The organism is Eubacterium sp. AF22-8LB, assembly GCF_003458715.1.
Lineage (GTDB): Bacteria > Bacillota_I > Bacilli_A > Erysipelotrichales > Erysipelotrichaceae > Holdemanella.
The window spans coordinates 49,906-68,662 of record NZ_QRVI01000007.1 but is presented as its reverse complement, the minus strand read 5'-3'; the positions used below and the strand labels follow the sequence as shown (position 1 = coordinate 68,662).

The following is an 18,757-nucleotide window of genomic DNA, read 5'->3' as shown; positions in this document are numbered from 1 at the left end:
TTAACGCTTGTATAATATACCATGTGAATCTACACTTTGCAAGCAAAAAATATAAAAAAATTAAAAAAAGTTCTTTTTTTTTCGTATAAGAGTATATGAAGGTAAAAGAAATGGAAGTGGAGCAACGCCCACGAGAAAAAGCGTTGCGAAATGGCTTAGAATCTTTGAGCGACTTAGAATTAGTTGCCTTGATTCTACAAAGTGGAAATAAGAATCGTTCTGTATTCGAAATTGCGTCCGATGTATTGAAAGAAAGTGAAGGTTTATCAAAATTAATGCAGATGCATGTAAATACATTGATGCAGATTCCAGGGATTCGCGAAGTAAAGGCTTTGCAGCTATTAGCTAGTGTAGAACTTAGCAAGCGTGTATTTAAATCCAAAGCTTATCATGCTTCAATTCTTAAACCAGAAGATGTTATTGAGTGGTTTGAATTTGAATATGGAGCTTTGAATCAAGAATGCTTTATTGCACTCTATTTAGATACCAAAAGTAAACTGATTTCACATCGCGTGTTATTTAAGGGAACACTAAATGAAAGTACGGTTCATCCTAGAGAAGTTTTTAAAGAGGCTTTTCTACAAAACGCAAATTCTGTGTTAATTGCACACAATCATCCTTCGGGGGATTGTACGCCATCCAAAGCAGATTTTGAAGTAACCTATAAAATGATTCAAGTTGCCATGACGATGGGAGTACATTTAATTGATCATATTATTGTAGGAAAAAATCAATATTATTCGTTTAAAGAGCATAAATATCTCGATTGAAAGAAGGAGGGAATATCGCTATAATATAAGTTAGTTTGGGGGATATTATGCGTAAATTTACTCGACTTCAAAAAAGATTACTTACGATTATTGTCGTTCTATGTATACTTGCATGTACAATGGTTGGACTTCGACAAAGTTCCATCACGAACATTGGATATAGTGCATGGACATATTTAAAATATGGATTGATTCAAAATCCACTTTCATCTATTGGCAGTGCTGTCAATGATTTTGCGAATCTGTGGCATGCCTATGATGATAATGAATATTTATCTAAACAACTTGCTGAACAGAAGAATTATCAAACGGCTTATGAGGATGAAAGAAATAAAAATAAGCAGCTTGAAGACTTACTAAATATGAAAGGTGGTCTTTCAAATGCGAAAACCATAAGTGTTAGAGTGTTGGAACGTTCTAGTGATTCATGGTCACAAACGGTGACGATTTCAGCTGGAAAAAAGCAAGGGGTAAAAAAGAATATGCTTGTGACAACAAGCGAAGGTGCGATTGGTTTAGTAGATACTGTACAAACAAGCACAAGTGTCGTTCAACTATTGACTTGTCAGCATTTAAATAATGATATTGCCATCAAGATGTCTTTAGAAGATGGTTCAAGTGTAGAGGGTGTTTTACAATCCTATGATACTGAAAAAAAGGCATATCGAGTTTCTCTGTTCGATAATGATGCGACTGTGACAAAAGGACAGACAGTTGCAACAAGTGGTAAGGGAGGAAACTATCCAAGCGGTATTCTTATTGGGGAAGTAAAGGATGTTTCTTTAAATGATGATTCAATCATTTCAACTGTTTATGTTTCACCAGTATCAAATATGAAGAGCTTCGATTATTGTCTTGTGATTGGAAAAGAGGAAAGTAAATGATAAATAAAGAGCGTTATGCGTTTGTTTTCCTGGCAATATTAGCTATGCTTGATCAGCTGTTCGCATATTTGTTTAGTGTGGATTTTACTTATTCATCACTATCTTTTGTGAGTCATCTATGTTTTTGTGGATGCTTACTCGTTGTGTCACATGAAAAAAGCTTAAATCGAATTTTGTATGCATGCCTTTGCGGACTTTGTGTAGGTATGTTCTTTACAACAGATTGGTTCGTTAAGATGATTTTATTTGGTCTGTTTGGCTGGCTGATTGGCTTTTTTAAGGAAATGATAGATCAAAATCATTGGATGCATTTCGCAATCGTATTTTTAATGATGTTTGTGAGTGATTTACTTTGTTTTTTTGGGCCCAAGCTTCTAGGACTTTTGACAATGAGCTTTGTGAAATGGTTTATACATGTAGAAGCATTAACATTGATTTTCAATGGTGTGGCAATTTTTGTTTTAATTTATATCATCACTGTATTCACTAGATATGCGATGATAAAGGATATTCGATATAAACGAATGGAAAAGTTGAAATTGCAAAATATTCGAAGGAAATGAGTCAAGGATTCGTTTCCTTCTTTTCATATATGTTAAAATAGATACAAAGAGGTAAACAACATGAAAAAATTACTATTACTGGATGGAAACTCCATGCTATTTCGTGCATATTATGCAACTTTATATACACATAGAATGACGACGTCAAACGGTATACCAACCAATGCGGTCTATGGTTTTGTGATGATGCTGAATAAAGCAATTGATATTATTGAACCAGATGAAATATTGGTTGCGTGGGATGCTGGAAAGCCAACATTCAGACACAAACAATTTTCTGCATATAAAGGAACTAGAAAGCCATTAGATGAAGAATTGATTGTGCAATTTCCAATAGTTAGAGAATACTTAGATGCAGCTGGTATTAAACGTTATGAACAAGAAGGATACGAAGCCGATGACATTATTGGTAGTATGGCAAAATGCTGTAAAGATGTTCAAACAACGATATTGACAAGTGATCGAGATTTATTACAGCTAATTGATGCAACGACACATGTTCTTTTAATGAAAAAGGGCTTAAGTGAAATGGATTTGATGGACGAACAAAATCTTTTGGATACCTATGGAATTACTCCAAGTCAAGTTATTGAGATGAAAGGCTTAATGGGAGATACAGCTGATAATATTCCTGGTGTTCAAGGTGTTGGTGAAAAAACAGCCTTGCGTTTATTGAATCAATATTCGACAGTAGAAAATGTATATGCACATATTGATGAGGTAAAAGGGAAGCTAAAGGAAAAATTAGAGAAGGATAAAGACAATGCATTTATGTCTTTAGAGCTTGCGACAATCTATACAAAAATGGAATTGCCATTTGAATTATGTGATTGTGAATTTTCAGGAATTCAAGAGGCAGTGAACGGATTCTATGAAAAGTATGAAATGCGTTCATTGGTCAATCGTACAAAACAAACAAAAAATGAAAAATGGCCATTAAAAGAAGTGGATCATTTTGAAATGATTCAAGATGAAAATGTAATGATTATGCCAGTATGTAGCCAAGAGCCTTATTTAGATCAAAAGCTATATGGCTTTATGGTTCCACTTGATAAAACAATTTATTACATTTCAGTAGAAAATGCATTAGAGGATGCGAACTTTAAGAAGCTTTTGGAAAAGAAAAAAATTATTACGTGGGATACAAAAGAGATGATGCATTTACTAGATCGCTATGGATTTAAATGGAATGAATTTAGTGATGATTTACACATTGCAGGTTTCTTATTAAATTCAACAGCTACAGATAGTGATGCCCTGATAGAAGCCCTTCATATTTCTTTACCAGAATCATTTCATGATGTATCAAAAAAGACCAAAGAAGAACCTGCTTATAGTGTTACAAGAGAAAAGGCTATTTGCCATAGCTTGACGCAGCAACTATTTGAGAAAAGAAGTGAGATTCGATCATCTTTAAAATCACAAAATGTGATTTCTTTGTATGAAGATATTGAAATGCCAATTGCACATGTTTTGTTTTCTATGGAAAAAGAAGGGATTTCAATTCAAGAAAGTTTTTTAGATGAATATGGAGTTTTATTGAATAAAAAATTAGATGAATTAGCCCAACAAATATATGGTCATGCAGGAATGATTTTTAATATTAATTCTCCTAAACAATTGGCAAATGTTTTATTTGATGAGTTGAATCTAAGTGGTGGGGGTAAAAAACGTTCAACCTCTGCTGATGTATTGGAAAAATTACGTGGAAAACATCCAATCATTGAGGATATTCTTGAATATCGTAAGATAGCAAAAGTTTTGAGTACATATATTGATGGCTTAAAGAAGCATATTCGTTCCGATGAAAAAATTCATACGTGCTTTAACCAAACTATGACACAAACAGGCAGATTATCGAGCAGTGATCCGAATCTACAAAATATTAGTATACGAGATGAATTAGGAAAAGAAATTCGTAAGGCGTTTGTGGCTCAAGAAGGATATCACTTGTTGTCAGCTGACTATTCTCAAATCGAGTTAAGAATGTTGGCACATATGGCTAATGAGGATCATATGATAAGAGCTTTTAATGAAGGTTTGGATATACATACTAAAACTGCAACTTTAATTTTTGGTTGCACACCAGAAGAGGTGGATGATCAAAAAAGAAGAATTGCCAAGACTGTAAACTTTGGAATTGTGTATGGACAAACTGAATTTGGCTTATCCTCACAATTACATATCACACGTAAAGAAGCGGGTGAATTTATGCAGATGTATTTCGATAGTTATCCAAAAATTCATCAATATATGAATCAGCTGATTGATTTCTGTAAGGAAAATGGATATGTGGAAACATTGTTCCATCGAAGAAGAGAAATCCCTGAAATCAACGATAAGAATTTTATGACACGTGAATTTGGAAAGCGTGCTGCCATGAATGCACCTATTCAAGGAAGTGCTGCAGATTTAATTAAAATAGCAATGTTGAAAATGGATAAGGCTTTAAAGGATGCGAATGTACAATCAAAGATGTTACTTCAAATTCATGATGAATTGATTTTCTTGGTGCCAGATAATGAGTTGGATTTGATGCAAAATCTAGTTAAAGATACAATGGAAAACGCAATGGAATTAAAGGTTCCATTAAAGGCTAGTATTAGTGTCGGTAAATCTTGGTATGAGGCAAAATAATGCCAGAAGCACCAGAAGTCCAAACGGTTTTAAGTACGTTAGAAACACAAATTAAGGATGTTGTTATCAATGACATATTTGTATATTATCCGAAAATAATTGATAATGTTGAAGTTGAGGCTTTTAAGAAGCAATTGAAAGGACAAGCCTTTCATACATTTTCACGTCTTGGAAAATACTTGATTTTTGGATTAGATGATTATGATTTAATCGTTCATTTACGTATGGAAGGTAAGTTTTATCTTTATGATAAGCTTTGCAAAGATAAACATATTCATCTAGTATTTCAGTTAAGTAATGAAAAATATATGTCTTATCATGATACAAGAAAGTTTGGAAGAATGTATTTATATCCCAAGAAGGAAGATATTCATTCTTATGATTGTTTCAAAAATGTTGGCTATGACTATATGGATGAAAGAGTAAATGGAATGTATTTCTATAATTGTGTTCATTCATTAAAACGAAATCTAAAGTCATGTTTGTTGGATCAGTCGATTATGGCGAGCATTGGAAATATTTATGCAGATGAAATATGCTTTGAAGTAGGCTTAGATCCAAGGAGTCGTGCATCAAAGTTATCAAAGAAGGATTGTGAAAGAATTGTATTCGCAACAAAACGAATCTTACAAGGAGCAACACGTTTTGGAGGAACTACAATTCGTTCTTATACTTCAAGCTTAGGTGTGACAGGGCGTTTTCAGTTGCATTTAAAGGTGCATAATCAAATACAATGTAAAGTGTGTCATCAAAATATAAAGAAAATAACTGTATCACAAAGGGGGACTTATTTATGTCCAAATTGTCAGAAAAGAAAGTAATTGGAATTACGGGATCAATGGGATCGGGAAAAAGTGAGATTGCCAGATATTTAAGGAATAAGTATCCGGTTCTAGATTGTGATCAAGTGAATGCAGATTTATTAAAAAAAGGAAATTTAGGTTATCAGAAACTAAAAGAAATGAATATTGTCGAATTGGATTCACAGGGACAGATTATTAAGGAAAGCTTAGCTTCGTATATGTTTTCTAGTGAGCAGAATCGCAAACGTGTGGAAGCCATTCTTCACCCGTTAATATTTGAAAAAATGCATGAATGGATTCAAAATCAAGATAAATCGATTGTTTTTGTGGAAATGCCCTTGTTGTTTGAAATATCTGCACAAAAACATTTTGATTCAATTTGGTGTGTTGTTGCAGATTTGGATGTGGCACTATCACGCTTATGTACATATCGCAATTTTACGCGAGAGCAGGCTTTGGCAAGACTTACGTCACAAATGAATCCAGAAAAGAAAATGGCTCAGAGTAATATCATTTTACGTAACAATTCTACGGTAGAGCAATTACATATGCAGATTGAAGATGCATTGAAAGAGGAGAATTCGCATGAGAATTGAAGTGCGTTGCATAGAACATTTATCGAGTGAACAAAGACAATCTTTAAGCTTATTATATGGTCCTTTAATAGGGAAAAGCTCGGTTTGTTTATATGAATTTTTGAGTGCCATACAAAATAAAATTGAGCTTGAAGATTTATACCTTATGCTCAGTATGAATGAAGCACAGTTGGACAGAGCTCGAAATCATTTAGAGCAGTATCATTTGATTGAAACCTATATTCATGAAGAAGAAATGTTGATTTTCTTATATGCCCCATTGATGCCAAATAAATTTTTGTGTCATGACGCATACTCAAGATTGTATTTAGCAAGCGTTGGTGTAAATTGCTTCGACAAAGTCAAAATGATGCTACAAAAAGATGTATCCGTTCCTTCAGACTATACAAAGGTGGAGAGTCCTTTGGATGTATCTAGACTAGATGCTTGGAATGAATCGAAGGAAATTGCTTATGAGAAAGTAAAGCCATCAATGAAACAAAAATATGATTTTGACTTTGCGACTCTTTTTAAGGGGATGGATCGAGTGATTCCGGTTCGCTATCGTACAAAGGAAAACTTGGATCGCATTGCTGAAATGGCAAAAATATATGGTATTGATGCAAAGGATATGCGTAAATATGTGCAAAGAAGTATCAATCCTTCAACGCATGTATTTGATTTAGAAAAATTAAAGAATATGGTTATGGGCAATCGAAAAGTTGTAAAAATAAACAAGGATCCATATCAAATGTCACCGGTGAAATTTTTACAGAATAAACAAAATGGAATTCCAGTAGTGAAGTCGGATCAAGCATTGATTGAGCGATTGTGTACAGAATTCCAATTTCCTGTAGAAGTTGTAAATACACTAATTGAGTATACTTTGCAGCAAACACATCAGCAGTTCTCTAGAAACTATGTGGAAAAGGTGGCGGCAAGCTGGGTACGACTTCATGTTGATTCTAGAAAGAGAGCTCTTGAAATTATCAATCAAGGTTCGGTTGAGAATCGAAAAGAGAAAAAGATTGAAAATGTTGTATTAGATGACAAATTTTATACGCAAAAAGAGGATAAGTCTGACAGTCAAATTCAGCAGGAGATGCTTGAGCTGCAAAAGATGTTGAAAGAAGGTAAATTGTAGTGAATTTTAATATTAAGCTATCAGAGGAACAAGTGTTGGAAAGACAACAAAATATTGCTCGTTTAAAAGAAAATGAATTGATTCAAATATTTTTAAAACAAAATCACTTAGATGCATCTTTTGTGGACGAAAACAGTGGAGTTTTATTGCAGTGGCTAAGAAGTATTAATACCTGCAGAAACTGTAAGGGACTGGATTATTGCGCGCAGAAGATTCGTGGAAAGGCAACAAAATTAAAAATAGATGATTCAGGCTTTTTAAATGAATACTACGCTTCTTGTCAGTATGAACAAAAAAGAGATCAGCAGCTGGCTCATCAAAGTAAATTTCGCTTTTCGCATATGTCTTTAAACGATTATTTGATTGATTTAAATGACGATTCCTTTATGAGTGCTGCAAAAGAAAAGGAGTATGGACTTGCATACAATCAAAGTGTGAGTAGTATTCCACTAAATCAAGGTGTATATCTGTATGGAAATCCAGGAACAGGTAAATCTTATTTGATGAAGGGTATCTGTAATTACTATGCTAAGACAAATAAGACTGTATCATTTGTTCAAGTTCCTTTATTGATTCAGGAATTAAAGCAATTTATGACAGATAATGAATATCGTCAAAGAGTGATGAATCATTTGCGTTATAGTGATGTGCTTGTTTTAGATGATATTGGAGCTGAGAGCATTACACAGTGGACACGTGATGAAATTTTACTTCCAGTCTTGGATGAGCGTATGAATAAACAAATGAAAACATATTTTACATCAAATTATTCTATGGAAGAATTAGAGCAGCAGTATCGTCTTGTGAATAAGCCAAATAATACAATTGCGAGTCTGAGAATTTTAGAAAGAATTCGGACATTGTCTAAACCAGTGCAATTATCTGGAAAATCACGCCGTTAGTTAATAATTTCACTTTTCAAATTAGACGTAATGGAGTAGAATAGTTATGACAGAAATGTTTAAAGGAGGAATAGAGTAATGTTAGTATCTGCTACTGAAATGATCAACAAAGCTCACGAAGGTCACTATGCAATTGGTGCTTTCAACATCAATAACTTAGAATGGACAAAAGCTATCTTAGCTGCTGCTGAAGAAGCAAAATCACCAGTTATGTTAGGAGTATCTGAAGGTGCTGCTAAATATATGTGTGGTTTCAAAACAGTTGCTGCTATGGTAAAAGAAATCCACGATGCAATGGGAATTACAGTTCCTGTAGCTTTACACTTGGACCACGGTTCATATGAAGGAGCTAAAGCTGCTATCGAAGCAGGGTTCACTTCTGTAATGTTCGATGGTTCTCACTATGCATTCGAAGAAAACTTAGAAAAATCAAAAGAAATGATCGCCTTAGCACACTCAAAAGGATTATCAATTGAATGTGAAGTTGGTGGAATCGGTGGAGAAGAAGATGGTGTCATATCTGCTGGTGAATTAGCTGACCCTAAAGAATGTAAAACTATCGCTGAATTAGGCGTAGACTTCTTAGCAGCTGGTATCGGAAATATCCACGGTAAATATCCTGCAAACTGGGCTGGATTGAACTTTGATCGTTTAGAAGAAATCCAAAATGTTACAAATGGTAAACCATTAGTATTACACGGTGGTTCAGGAATCCCTCGTGAACAAGTTCAAAAAGCTATCACATTAGGTGTTTCTAAAGTTAACGTTAATACTGAATGCCAATTAGTATTTGCTGAAGCAACTCGTAAATACATCGAAGCTGGAAAAGACCAAGAAGGAAAAGGATATGATCCACGTAAATTATTAAAACCAGGTGCTGATGCAATCACTGCATTATGTAAAGAAATGATGGAAAACTTCTTTGGTTCTGCTGGAAAAGCTGAATAATTAAAGTTTTTAAATAAAGCAGGCTTTTAAGCCTGCTTTTTGTATAATTGGAGGGGAAAACATGAAGTCTGTTGAAATTAATGATTTATTGTCTTATCACTTTTATGGAAATTTAAAAGTGAAGGATGGCGTAAAAGTCTTTGTTGATGGAGTAGCAGCCGAAAAAGACAATGCTTATGAATATACTTTAAAGTGTGTAAAGGATGATAAAGTATATGATTTAACTTCTTTTGGAAAAGAAGGAAGTTTTTATATTGAAAATGAGAATTCGATTCTATTCTGTGGAAATCGTAAAAATATTGAAAAATCCACTTCTCTATATCGTTTATCACTTAATGGTGGAGAGGCTAAAGAAATTGCTCGTTTTGATAAACCAGGAATGAATGTATTGGGCTATTTAAATGAGAAGACACTTGTATTGTTAACTAAGGAAAAGTTAGTTGAAGAAGAAAGTGATTATGAAGTATTTGATGAAATTCCTTTCTATATGAATGGTCAGGGAATCACAAATAAACATCGTAGTCATTTATATACATATAATTTAGATACGAAAGAACTTGTTTGTGTTACAGAAGGTACATTTGATGTATCGAATGCTAAGATTCATGATGGTGCTTTGTATTATACAGGTCAAAATTGGACAAGAAAACAAGCTTTATATGAAGATGTTTATAAATATGATGGTGCAGTAAGTACTGTTGTGGATGCTAAGGAAAGAAGTATTCAAAACTTTGATTTTGTGAATGGTAAAATGGTTCTTGTCGCAAGTACACATGAAAAATATGGCTTAAATGAGAATCCAAAATTCTTTGATCAAGACTTTAATTTGATTGCGGATTGGCAAGAATGTGTTGGAAACAGTGTAGGTACAGATTGTGCTTTGGTTGCAGGTAATGCGATTTTAGTAAATAAAGATGCTTTGTATTTTGTTTCTACAATTTATGATCACAACAACCTATATAAATTAGAAAATGGAAAGATTGACTTGGTATTTGAATGGCCAGGTACAATTCAAGCTTTCGCATTTGAAGATGACACATTGTATTTTATTGGAGCTCATGTTGCTAGTCTTCAACAACTATATAAGGTGGTTGATGGAAAAGCTATTCAATTATCTGATTTTAATAAAATGGAAGATACATATGTAGCAGATCCTGTGGAAGTGAATTTTGGTGAAGATTTAACAGGATGGGTATTATTGCCAAAGGATTATGATGAAACTAAAAAATATCCAGCTATCTTAGATATTCATGGAGGACCTAAAACTGTATATGGCAAGGTGTTCTACCATGAAATGCAAGTATGGGCTAGTAAAGGATATTTTGTCTTCTTCTGTAATATTCATGGTTCTGATGGACGTGGAAACGAATTTATGGATATTCGTGGAAAATATGGAACGATTGATTATGATGAATTGATGCAGTTCACAGATAAAGTATTAGAAACATATCCACAAATTGATGCTAGTAAAGTCGGCGTTACTGGTGGTAGCTATGGTGGATTTATGACAAACTGGATTATTGGTCATACAAATCGTTTTGCGTGTGCTGCAAGCCAGAGAAGTATTGCCAACTGGATTTCATTCTCTCAAACAAGTGATATTGGACCATACTTTGCACAAGATCAACAATCGGCTACATATTATGACAATCAAGAAAAATTATGGTGGCATTCTCCATTAAAATATGCTCGTAATGTAAAAACACCAACTTTATTTATTCACTCAGATGAAGACTATCGTTGTCCACTTTGTGAAGGTCTACAAATGTTGAATGCTTTATTAGATCAGAATATTGAAGCACGTATGTGCTTGTTCCATGGTGAAAATCATGATTTATCACGTACAGGCCTTCCTCAACATCGTTTACGTCGTTTAAATGAAATTACCAATTGGATGGAGCAACATTTAAAATAGGTAGCATTTGTAATTTACAATATTTTTCTAGATTATCCGGATTGAATAGGCTATAATAGATAGGCATTACCTTGAAATGGGGGAAAATGAATGGAAAAAGTCATTAAAATTGAAGGTGGACATCATTTAAATGGAACAGTTCGTATTAGTGGTTCAAAGAATGCAACTGTGGCTTTAATTCCAGCATGCGTTTTAGGAAATGAGCCTGTAACAATTTATGGTGTACCTAATATTTCGGATGTACAGTCTTTAATCGTTTTATTGAATGAACTTGGTGTTTATGTTGAAAAACGAGATGAAGAAACATTATATATAGATCCTACTCATATGGAAAATATTCCTATGGTATCAAAAGCAGTTTCTAAATTGAGAGCAAGCTATTATTTCATGGGAGCTTTACTTGGAAAATTTGGACATGCAGAAATTAAAATGCCAGGTGGATGTTACTTAGGTCCTAGACCTATTGATTTACATTTAAAGGGTTTTGAAGCATTGGGTGCAAATATTCAATATGAAAATGGATGTTATATATTAGATGCGAAAGAATTAAAAGGAACTAATATTTTCTTGGATATCTCAAGTGTAGGGGCTACTATTAATATTATGATGGCAGCTGTTTACGCAAAAGGAAGAACTGTTATTGAAAATGCAGCTCGTGAACCTGAAATCATTGATATTGCCACTTTATTAAATAAAATGGGGGCTAGAATTCATGGTATGGGGACAAGCACGTTAGTAATTGATGGTGTTGATTATTTAAAAGGTTGTATTCATGAAATCATTCCGGATCGAATTGAAGCAGCTACTTATGTGATTATGGCAGCTGCAATGGCAAATGATATGCGTATTGAAAATATTATTCCTCAACACTTGGAAGCCATTGTGATGAAGCTTCAAGAAGTAGGAATCAATATGGAAGTAGGTTCTGACTTTATTCATGTGTTTAAAACAGATAAGCCATTAAAGCGTACAGAAATTTTGACTAAGCCATATCCAGGCTTTGCGACAGATGTGCAACAACCATTTACAGTTTTATTAACACAATGTGAAGGACAGTCAGTAGTCACAGAAACGATTTATACGGAACGATTTAAGCATTGTGCAGAACTAAATAAAATGGGTGCAGATATTGATGTACATACGCCTAGCGCTTTTATTAATGGAAAAACTAAGTTACATGGTTCTAAGGTTACGGCAACAGATCTTCGTTGTGGCGCAGGACTTGTGATTGCGGCCTTAATGGCGGATGGTGTGACAGAAATTCATGATATTTATCACATTGATCGTGGATATGATAACTTAGATGGAAAGTTAGCTCATTTAGGAGCCAAAATGTGGCGTGAAGATGTGGAAGATTAAGATGTATGGTGACATACATCTTTTTTCTTAGTATAATTTCTTTATGAATATGTTGGAAATAACGCAGCAGATGCGTGAAAATCACAAAATAGAATTTAAAGATCAATTAAAAATTGTCATTTTTTTATCGGTACCAGCAATATTAGAACAATTAGTTGGAACGGCTATGAGCTATATTGATACGGCAATGGTTGGATCACTTGGTTATAAAGCTACGGCAGCTATTGGAGTTGTTGCCAGTACGACATGGTTGTTTGGCGGTATATGTACAGCTGCTGTTTTAGGCTTTTCGGTGCAGGTTGCTCAATATTTAGGTGCGGGTAAAGATAAACTGGCAAGACAAGTTGTTTGCCAATCTATTATTTTTAATATTCTTTTTGGCTTGTTTATGGCGTTGATTGTAGTTGGGGCCAGTTTTTATTTGCCTACTTTATTAGGAGCAGACCCATCAATATGCAGGGATGCTACTTTATATTTGGCAATTGTGGGGGCTTTTATTCCATTTAATATGATGGCAATGCTCCATTCAAGCATGCTTAGATGTTCTGGAAATGCTGTGCTTCCTAGTCTTATGAATATTTCAATGTGTGTATTTGATGTTATTTTTAACTATTTCTTTATTTATATACTAAATTTAGGTGTTGCCGGTGCTGCATTAGGAACAGGAATGGCACAATTGGTTGTAGGTTTTATTTTAATGTATATTGTAGTGAAAAAAGAAAAATCTTTGCGTCTTTTGGGTGATGAATCTTGGAAATTGGATAGAAATATATTAAAAAATGTAGTCAATCTTTCGATACCAGCAGGATTGGAAAGAATCACACTTTCTTTAGCTCAAGTTGTTATGACAGGTGTTGTTTCAAGTATGGGAGCTGTTAGTGTGGCCATTAATTATGTAGCTGTTTCAGCTGAAGGCTTATGTTATTTACCGGCCTACGGTATTGGTGGTGCTGCTACGACATTGGTTGGACAAAGTATAGGAGCAAATCGAAAGGATATGGCTAAACGTTTTGCGTATTTAACAACTTTATTATCTTTTGTCCTTGTCATATTTATGAGTGTTATTATGTTTGCGTTTGCGCCATTTTTAGCCTCTACCCTTACAAACAGTCAAGAAGTCATTAGTGGAGCTAGTGAATGTTTAAGAATTGTTTCTTTTTCAGAACCATTGTTTGCGATTAGTATTGTAGTTATGGGGGCTTTGCGTGGGGCTGGAGATAGTAAACGTCCTTTTGCTCTGAATGCATTAAGTATGTGGGGTATGCGTGTTTTACCAATTATCATCTTCACAAAACGATATGGTGTTATTGGTGTATGGGTTACAATGACTTTCGAGCTGGTATTTAGAGGTATTATATTCTTTATTCGTATGGTTCGAGGTAAGTGGTTAGATCAAAATTCAATTAAATAAAAAATTGAGTGGACTTTTTCCACTCATTTTCTTATTCACCAGGATTTGATTTTAATACTTTACCTGTATTAAATAATTCAGCAGCTCTTTTAGCAGCTTCTAAACGGTCTTCTTCGTTTTTATAATCAACATGAACTGTATAGCAGCCACAATCCATACATTGTGCATAGAATCCGTTTCCTTCTTCTTCTAAAATCGAACCACCTTCACATAGAGGGCATTCATGTAGATCAACTAATTCATCAATATTTTGCATAAGAATCCTTCCTTCTTTTTATTCTTATCTATTGTACAATCAAATGCTTAGAAAGTTAAGAGAAATTTAAGGTTTAATAAAGGAATGAAATGATATAATACATCGGTAATAATAAGGGGATGTTATTATGAATCAAAAGGAACGTGTATTTACACCAACGTTTATTGCGAATCTTTTTTTGATTGCAGGAATTGTGTTTTTGCTGCTAAAGGAAAGAATAAACGCATACGTAGGTGATGATGGATTAATGCATGATGGTACTACTTTAATGCTGATAGGATTAGCTTTATTGTGTGTTGGCATAGGTATAAGGATTGTAATATGGATCAATCGAAGGATGAATAAATCTTAATTTGTTTATCCTTTTTTCTTATCTTTCTTGTGATAATTTCTTTTTCTTAATACAATAAATATAAGGAAGTGTTGTATGATAGCTAAACGAAGGAAACATATTTCAAAAATAGTACGCTTTACAATGACTGTTTTAACCAGTCTTTTAATAGTGCTTATTTTAATCATCATATTAATGGTATCACGCATTCAAGGAACGGCTCGTGTTGTCAATTATGCAGGTTTAGTACGTGGAAAGACACAACGAATTATTAAGCTAGAAGATGCAGGCATGCCACAGGAGGAAATGATTGCCGATGTGGATGAATATATTAAAGGTCTTCGTTTTGGAAGTGATGAATTAAATTTGGTTTCACTAGATGACAAGGCATTTCAAATGAAGATGAAAGAATTGGATACATATTATGATTCTTTAAAGCAGGAAATCTATCTTGTTCGTCAAGTTGGCTATGCGAATACGAATATTATTCAAAAGAGTGAAATATTTTTTAACTTATGTGATGTGGCTACAGGTCTTGCAGAGTCTTATGCGCAAAGAATTGCGACAAGGCTGAAACAATTTGAAGTGCTGACAGTTATTGATATTGTGATTCTCGTTTTTATGATTTTGTATGAACTACTTAAGGCTTTGCGTTATGCGAAAATCAATCGTGAGCTCAAGAATAAGGTGTATTTAGATGAGGCAACAGGTTTGCCAAATAAAAATAAATGTGAAGAGATTTTAACTTTAGAAGTTGAACCATATACAGCAATTTGCGTATTTGATTTAAATAATCTAAGAATCATCAACAACCAACAAGGACACGAACGAGGAGATCTATATATTAACTCTTTTGCGAAATGCTTACGTAAAGGTGTTGATGTGAATCAATTTGTGGGTCGTTATGGCGGAGATGAATTTATTGCCTTCTTCAAAGATGTGACGAAAGAAGATGTAACAAGGAATCTAGAAAGTGTTAAAAGAGTATGTGAAAACGGTTCGGAAATACCATTAAGCTTTGCAGCAGGTTATGCATATTCAAATGATTTTTCAGGATTTACAATGCGTGAATTATTTTGTCAGGCGGATAAAAATATGTATATTGATAAAAACCAGGCAAAAATCAAAGAGGCTACAGAGAAACGGAATTTGATTCTGTGTGTTATACAACAATTAAAAGATAAAGGGTATCATTTTTCAGATTGTATCTATTGTGATGCTCAAACAGATGCGTATTTTACTTTGCGTGCCAGCTATTCCTTTTTCTTAGCAGAGGATGGCAGTTATTCAGGTGCAATCGAACAAGTTTTAAATGAGTTGTTTGAAGAGAATCAGAAAAAAGAGTATCGTCATGTGCTACAACTGGATTATTTAAATCAGAAACTTACAAAAGAAAATCCAGTATTAGAGATTCCGTATTGTCATCAAATTAAAGATACGCAAGTAAAAGGGAAAATCATAGCAGTCTATTTAGATGGTGATGAAAAAAATAATCTTCATCATTTTGTGCTAGGCTTCAAAATATATTATGACACAATAGAAATGGATGAAAAGAAACAATTGATGCGTTATTATGATCAATTGAAACAATCTATCTTAGAAAATGCGAACTATATTGAAGCTTTAATGAATATGGCACAATCTATCTTTTCTGTAAACTTAACACAGAATCAGATAGATGGTATTTATGATAAATATATGGCAGAGGATAGAAAACCAGTGTTGCCTTGTGCATATGAAGCATATTTTAAACAATGGAAATATAAAGTGTTAAAAGATTGTTTGGGAAGTTTTGGAATCGTAGAATCGTGTCAAAGCTTATTGGATCGCTATAAGGCTGGGGATAAACATGTTACGGTTGAATATCAAATTCAAATGCCAGATGATCGTGTAATCTGGGTTCAAGAAATGATATTGATGAGTGAAGATGTAATTTATGATGTGGACATACAAAATGAACGTATGATTGTTCGAGCAATTATACTATTTAGAAATACATCTGCATTCCACGAAAAGGATGATAGAGAAAAGAAACAACTTCAATTGGCATATCAAAAAGCAGATTTAGAAAGTAAAGCTAAAACAGATTTTATGAATCGCATGAGCCATGATATTCGTACACCAATCAATGGTATCTTAGGAATGATGCAAATTATTCGCAAAAACTGGGGTGATATGGATAAATTGGATGATTCTTTAAATAAGATGGAGATTTTGACGAAACACTTAAATGAATTGGTAGAAGATGTTTTAAATATGTCGAAATTAGAATCAAACCATATGGAAATTGTGAATGAGCCATTTGATCTAAATCATTTGGTTGAAGAAATGAATAGTTTGATTGATGCCCAAGTATCGCTTCAAAATATTACATATCACAAGCATATGAATAATATAATGCATACACATTTAATTGGAGATGCACTGCAACTAAGACGAATTCTTGTAAATCTATTAACGAATGCGATAAAGTACAACAAACCGAATGGTACGATTGATGCATTTGTTCGAGAAGTGTCTAGTGATAATTCACAAGCTACATTTGAGTTTGAAATCAAAGACACAGGAATTGGTATGAGTGAAGATTATATTGAAAATCATTTGTTTACGCCTTTTTCACAAGCTAAACAAGATGCTAGAACTAGGTATGAAGGCACTGGCTTAGGTATGTCGATTGTGAAGGGCTTAGTGGATAAGCTTGGTGGAAGTATTGAAGTAAAAAGTGAAGTTGGAGTAGGTACACAAATTAAGGTCGTTCTTACTTACCAATTGGATAATTCTAAAAAAGAAAAACAAGATACTTCAAAATTGGATTTAAAGGATAAAAGAATTCTTTTAGTAGAAGATAATGAAATCAATATGGAAGTGGCTGAGTTTTATTTGAATGCCGTACATGCCAATGTAGATAAGGCATGGAATGGTATAGATGCTGTAGAAAAAGTTAAGGAAGAACCAAATAAGTATTCTTTGATTTTGATGGATATTATGATGCCAAAAATGAATGGGGATGAAGCGGCTAAATGCATTCGAAAAATCAATCCATCCATTCCAATTGTCGCAATGAGTGCACAATCAGAATATACAATTGATCAAACGATTATGAATGATTCAATCTCAAAACCAATTGATGAACAAAAACTTAATCATGTATTAAGAAAATATGTGGCATAGATAAAGACTTGATTTGAATTCAAGTCTTTTCTAGTACTATGCAACTGATAATTGATAAATTGACAAGCCAGGTTGGTGGAATGCAACCGCAAATTTTAGTAGACTTTGGCTAAGGAGGAAGAACTATGATTCTAGCCGATAAAATAATTGAAGAAAGAAAGAAGAATGGGTGGACACAAGAAGATCTTGCACAAAAACTAGGTGTATCTAGACAATCCGTTTCAAAGTGGGAAAGTGCAGGAGCTATTCCAGATTTAAAAAAGATCATTCAGTTGGCTGACTTATTTGGAGTGAGTACAGATTACTTGTTAAAAGATGAAATCGAAAAAGAAAATACAGAGACAATATGCGATACAGATTGTGAATTACATCGTGTGAGTATGGAAGAAGCAAATGCATATATGGATGAAAAGAAAAAAGCAGCACCTATGCTTGCGAATGCGACAACATTATGTATCCTAAGTCCAATTCCTTTGTTCTTAGTTTCAACTTTCAATAATGGCTTAACTATTGGTATTGCGTGTACCACATTATTAGGTATGGTTGCACTTGCAGTATTTATCTTCATTAAAACAGGAATTAAATTGAGTCCTTTGCAATATTTGGAACAAGAACCCTTTGAAACAGAATATGGTGTAACAGGATTTGTCAAAGAAAAGAATCAAAACTATCAAGAACATTATTCTTTCTGTCTAGCATGCGGTGTTGTTCTATGTATCCTATCGGTAATTCCGTTGATCATTGCAGGTTGCATGGAAGCATCTGATTATGTGTGTACATTATGTTTAGCTGTATTACTAATTTTGGTTTCCATTGGCGTGAATATTCTAATTCGTGTTTCTACGATAAAAAGTAGCTATGATACATTGCTGCAAGAAGGTGATTATACGAAAAAAGAAAAGCTCGCAAAGAAGAAAACTGAAACATTCACAGGTGCATATTGGTGTCTTGTAACAGCTGTTTATCTTGGTTGGAGCTTATGGACTAAGCAATGGGATTTAACCTATATAATCTGGCCGGTTGCTGCCGTCTTATATGCTGCAATGTATGGAATTGTAAAAATGGTAATGAAAGTGGATTAAAAGAAA

At 33.8% G+C, this 18,757-nt stretch carries 16 protein-coding genes; 15 read left to right on the top strand and 1 reads right to left on the bottom strand.

Annotated elements, in window-relative coordinates; translation table 11 throughout:
* Positions 1-95 precede the first annotated feature (95 nt).
* From radC to DWY01_RS04100, 12 genes are all read left to right on the top strand, one after another.
* Complete coding sequence (radC, locus tag DWY01_RS04155; RefSeq protein WP_117993516.1) at positions 96-770, top strand: DNA repair protein RadC; 675 nt, start codon at positions 96-98, stop codon at positions 768-770.
* 47 nt (positions 771-817) lie between these two features.
* Positions 818-1,654: a rod shape-determining protein MreC gene (gene mreC, locus DWY01_RS04150; protein ID WP_117993513.1), complete on the top strand. Its 837-nt coding sequence runs from the start codon at positions 818-820 to the stop codon at positions 1,652-1,654.
* Complete coding sequence (locus DWY01_RS04145; protein WP_117993509.1) at positions 1,651-2,217, top strand: hypothetical protein; 567 nt, start codon at positions 1,651-1,653, stop codon at positions 2,215-2,217. The genes mreC and DWY01_RS04145 overlap by 4 nt, the downstream gene beginning before the upstream one ends.
* A 60-nt stretch (positions 2,218-2,277) precedes the next feature.
* Positions 2,278-4,854, top strand: coding sequence for a DNA polymerase I (gene polA / locus DWY01_RS04140; RefSeq protein WP_117993505.1), 2,577 nt, complete (start codon positions 2,278-2,280; stop codon positions 4,852-4,854).
* Positions 4,854-5,675, top strand: a complete 822-nt coding sequence (gene mutM, locus DWY01_RS04135) for a bifunctional DNA-formamidopyrimidine glycosylase/DNA-(apurinic or apyrimidinic site) lyase (RefSeq protein WP_117993501.1) — start codon at positions 4,854-4,856, stop codon at positions 5,673-5,675. The genes polA and mutM overlap by 1 nt, the downstream gene beginning before the upstream one ends.
* A complete protein-coding gene (coaE, locus tag DWY01_RS04130; protein ID WP_117993497.1) occupies positions 5,648-6,253 on the top strand; it encodes a dephospho-CoA kinase in 606 nt (201 codons plus the stop codon). The genes mutM and coaE overlap by 28 nt, the downstream gene beginning before the upstream one ends.
* A complete protein-coding gene (locus DWY01_RS04125) occupies positions 6,243-7,376 on the top strand; it encodes a DnaD domain protein (RefSeq protein ID WP_117993493.1) in 1,134 nt (377 codons plus the stop codon). Before coaE ends, DWY01_RS04125 begins: the two co-directional genes overlap by 11 nt.
* Positions 7,376-8,278: an ATP-binding protein gene (locus tag DWY01_RS04120; RefSeq protein WP_117993490.1), complete on the top strand. Its 903-nt coding sequence runs from the start codon at positions 7,376-7,378 to the stop codon at positions 8,276-8,278. Before DWY01_RS04125 ends, DWY01_RS04120 begins: the two co-directional genes overlap by 1 nt.
* Before the next feature lie 78 nt (positions 8,279-8,356).
* Complete coding sequence (fba, locus tag DWY01_RS04115) at positions 8,357-9,226, top strand: class II fructose-1,6-bisphosphate aldolase (RefSeq protein WP_117993485.1); 870 nt, start codon at positions 8,357-8,359, stop codon at positions 9,224-9,226.
* Between the two features lie 61 nt (positions 9,227-9,287).
* Positions 9,288-11,141: a S9 family peptidase gene (locus tag DWY01_RS04110; protein WP_117993481.1), complete on the top strand. Its 1,854-nt coding sequence runs from the start codon at positions 9,288-9,290 to the stop codon at positions 11,139-11,141.
* Positions 11,142-11,231: 90 nt separating this feature from the next.
* Positions 11,232-12,500 carry a UDP-N-acetylglucosamine 1-carboxyvinyltransferase gene (locus DWY01_RS04105; protein WP_117993478.1) on the top strand — a complete coding sequence of 423 codons (1,269 nt, stop codon included), beginning with the start codon at positions 11,232-11,234 and terminating at the stop codon, positions 12,498-12,500.
* Between the two features lie 43 nt (positions 12,501-12,543).
* Positions 12,544-13,911: an MATE family efflux transporter gene (locus tag DWY01_RS04100; protein ID WP_117993474.1), complete on the top strand. Its 1,368-nt coding sequence runs from the start codon at positions 12,544-12,546 to the stop codon at positions 13,909-13,911.
* A gap of 31 nt (positions 13,912-13,942) precedes the next feature.
* Here DWY01_RS04100 and DWY01_RS04095 read toward each other — a convergent pair whose 3' ends face one another.
* Entirely contained in the window at positions 13,943-14,167 is a 225-nt protein-coding gene (locus DWY01_RS04095; RefSeq protein WP_117571665.1) for a Lar family restriction alleviation protein, read from the bottom strand.
* Between the two features lie 127 nt (positions 14,168-14,294).
* On the opposite strand from DWY01_RS04095, the gene DWY01_RS04090 reads away from it, so the two are divergent.
* The 3 genes from DWY01_RS04090 (at position 14,295) to DWY01_RS04080 (ending at position 18,751) form a co-directional block, all read left to right on the top strand.
* A complete protein-coding gene (locus tag DWY01_RS04090; protein ID WP_117993470.1) occupies positions 14,295-14,519 on the top strand; it encodes a DUF3955 domain-containing protein in 225 nt (74 codons plus the stop codon).
* Between the two features lie 75 nt (positions 14,520-14,594).
* Entirely contained in the window at positions 14,595-17,669 is a 3,075-nt protein-coding gene (locus DWY01_RS04085) for an ATP-binding protein (RefSeq protein ID WP_117993466.1), read from the top strand.
* A 125-nt stretch (positions 17,670-17,794) separates the two neighbouring features.
* Positions 17,795-18,751, top strand: coding sequence for a helix-turn-helix domain-containing protein (locus DWY01_RS04080; protein WP_117993461.1), 957 nt, complete (start codon positions 17,795-17,797; stop codon positions 18,749-18,751).
* Positions 18,752-18,757: the final 6 nt, after the last annotated feature.

Excerpts from the sequence above, each read along its gene's own strand:
- radC (WP_117993516.1), top strand. The coding sequence starts at position 96 with ATGAAGGTAAAAGAAATGGAAGTGGAGCAACGCCCACGAGAAAAAGCG.
- mreC (WP_117993513.1), top strand. The coding sequence starts at position 818 with ATGCGTAAATTTACTCGACTTCAAAAAAGATTACTTACGATTATTGTC.
- DWY01_RS04145 (WP_117993509.1), top strand. The coding sequence starts at position 1,651 with ATGATAAATAAAGAGCGTTATGCGTTTGTTTTCCTGGCAATATTAGCT.
- polA (WP_117993505.1), top strand. The coding sequence starts at position 2,278 with ATGAAAAAATTACTATTACTGGATGGAAACTCCATGCTATTTCGTGCA.
- mutM (WP_117993501.1), top strand. The coding sequence starts at position 4,854 with ATGCCAGAAGCACCAGAAGTCCAAACGGTTTTAAGTACGTTAGAAACA.
- coaE (WP_117993497.1), top strand. The coding sequence starts at position 5,648 with ATGTCCAAATTGTCAGAAAAGAAAGTAATTGGAATTACGGGATCAATG.
- DWY01_RS04125 (WP_117993493.1), top strand. The coding sequence starts at position 6,243 with ATGAGAATTGAAGTGCGTTGCATAGAACATTTATCGAGTGAACAAAGA.
- fba (WP_117993485.1), top strand. The coding sequence starts at position 8,357 with ATGTTAGTATCTGCTACTGAAATGATCAACAAAGCTCACGAAGGTCAC.
- DWY01_RS04110 (WP_117993481.1), top strand. The coding sequence starts at position 9,288 with ATGAAGTCTGTTGAAATTAATGATTTATTGTCTTATCACTTTTATGGA.
- DWY01_RS04105 (WP_117993478.1), top strand. The coding sequence starts at position 11,232 with ATGGAAAAAGTCATTAAAATTGAAGGTGGACATCATTTAAATGGAACA.
- DWY01_RS04100 (WP_117993474.1), top strand. The coding sequence starts at position 12,544 with ATGAATATGTTGGAAATAACGCAGCAGATGCGTGAAAATCACAAAATA.
- DWY01_RS04095 (WP_117571665.1), bottom strand. The coding sequence starts at position 14,167 with ATGCAAAATATTGATGAATTAGTTGATCTACATGAATGCCCTCTATGT.
- DWY01_RS04090 (WP_117993470.1), top strand. The coding sequence starts at position 14,295 with ATGAATCAAAAGGAACGTGTATTTACACCAACGTTTATTGCGAATCTT.
- DWY01_RS04085 (WP_117993466.1), top strand. The coding sequence starts at position 14,595 with ATGATAGCTAAACGAAGGAAACATATTTCAAAAATAGTACGCTTTACA.
- DWY01_RS04080 (WP_117993461.1), top strand. The coding sequence starts at position 17,795 with ATGATTCTAGCCGATAAAATAATTGAAGAAAGAAAGAAGAATGGGTGG.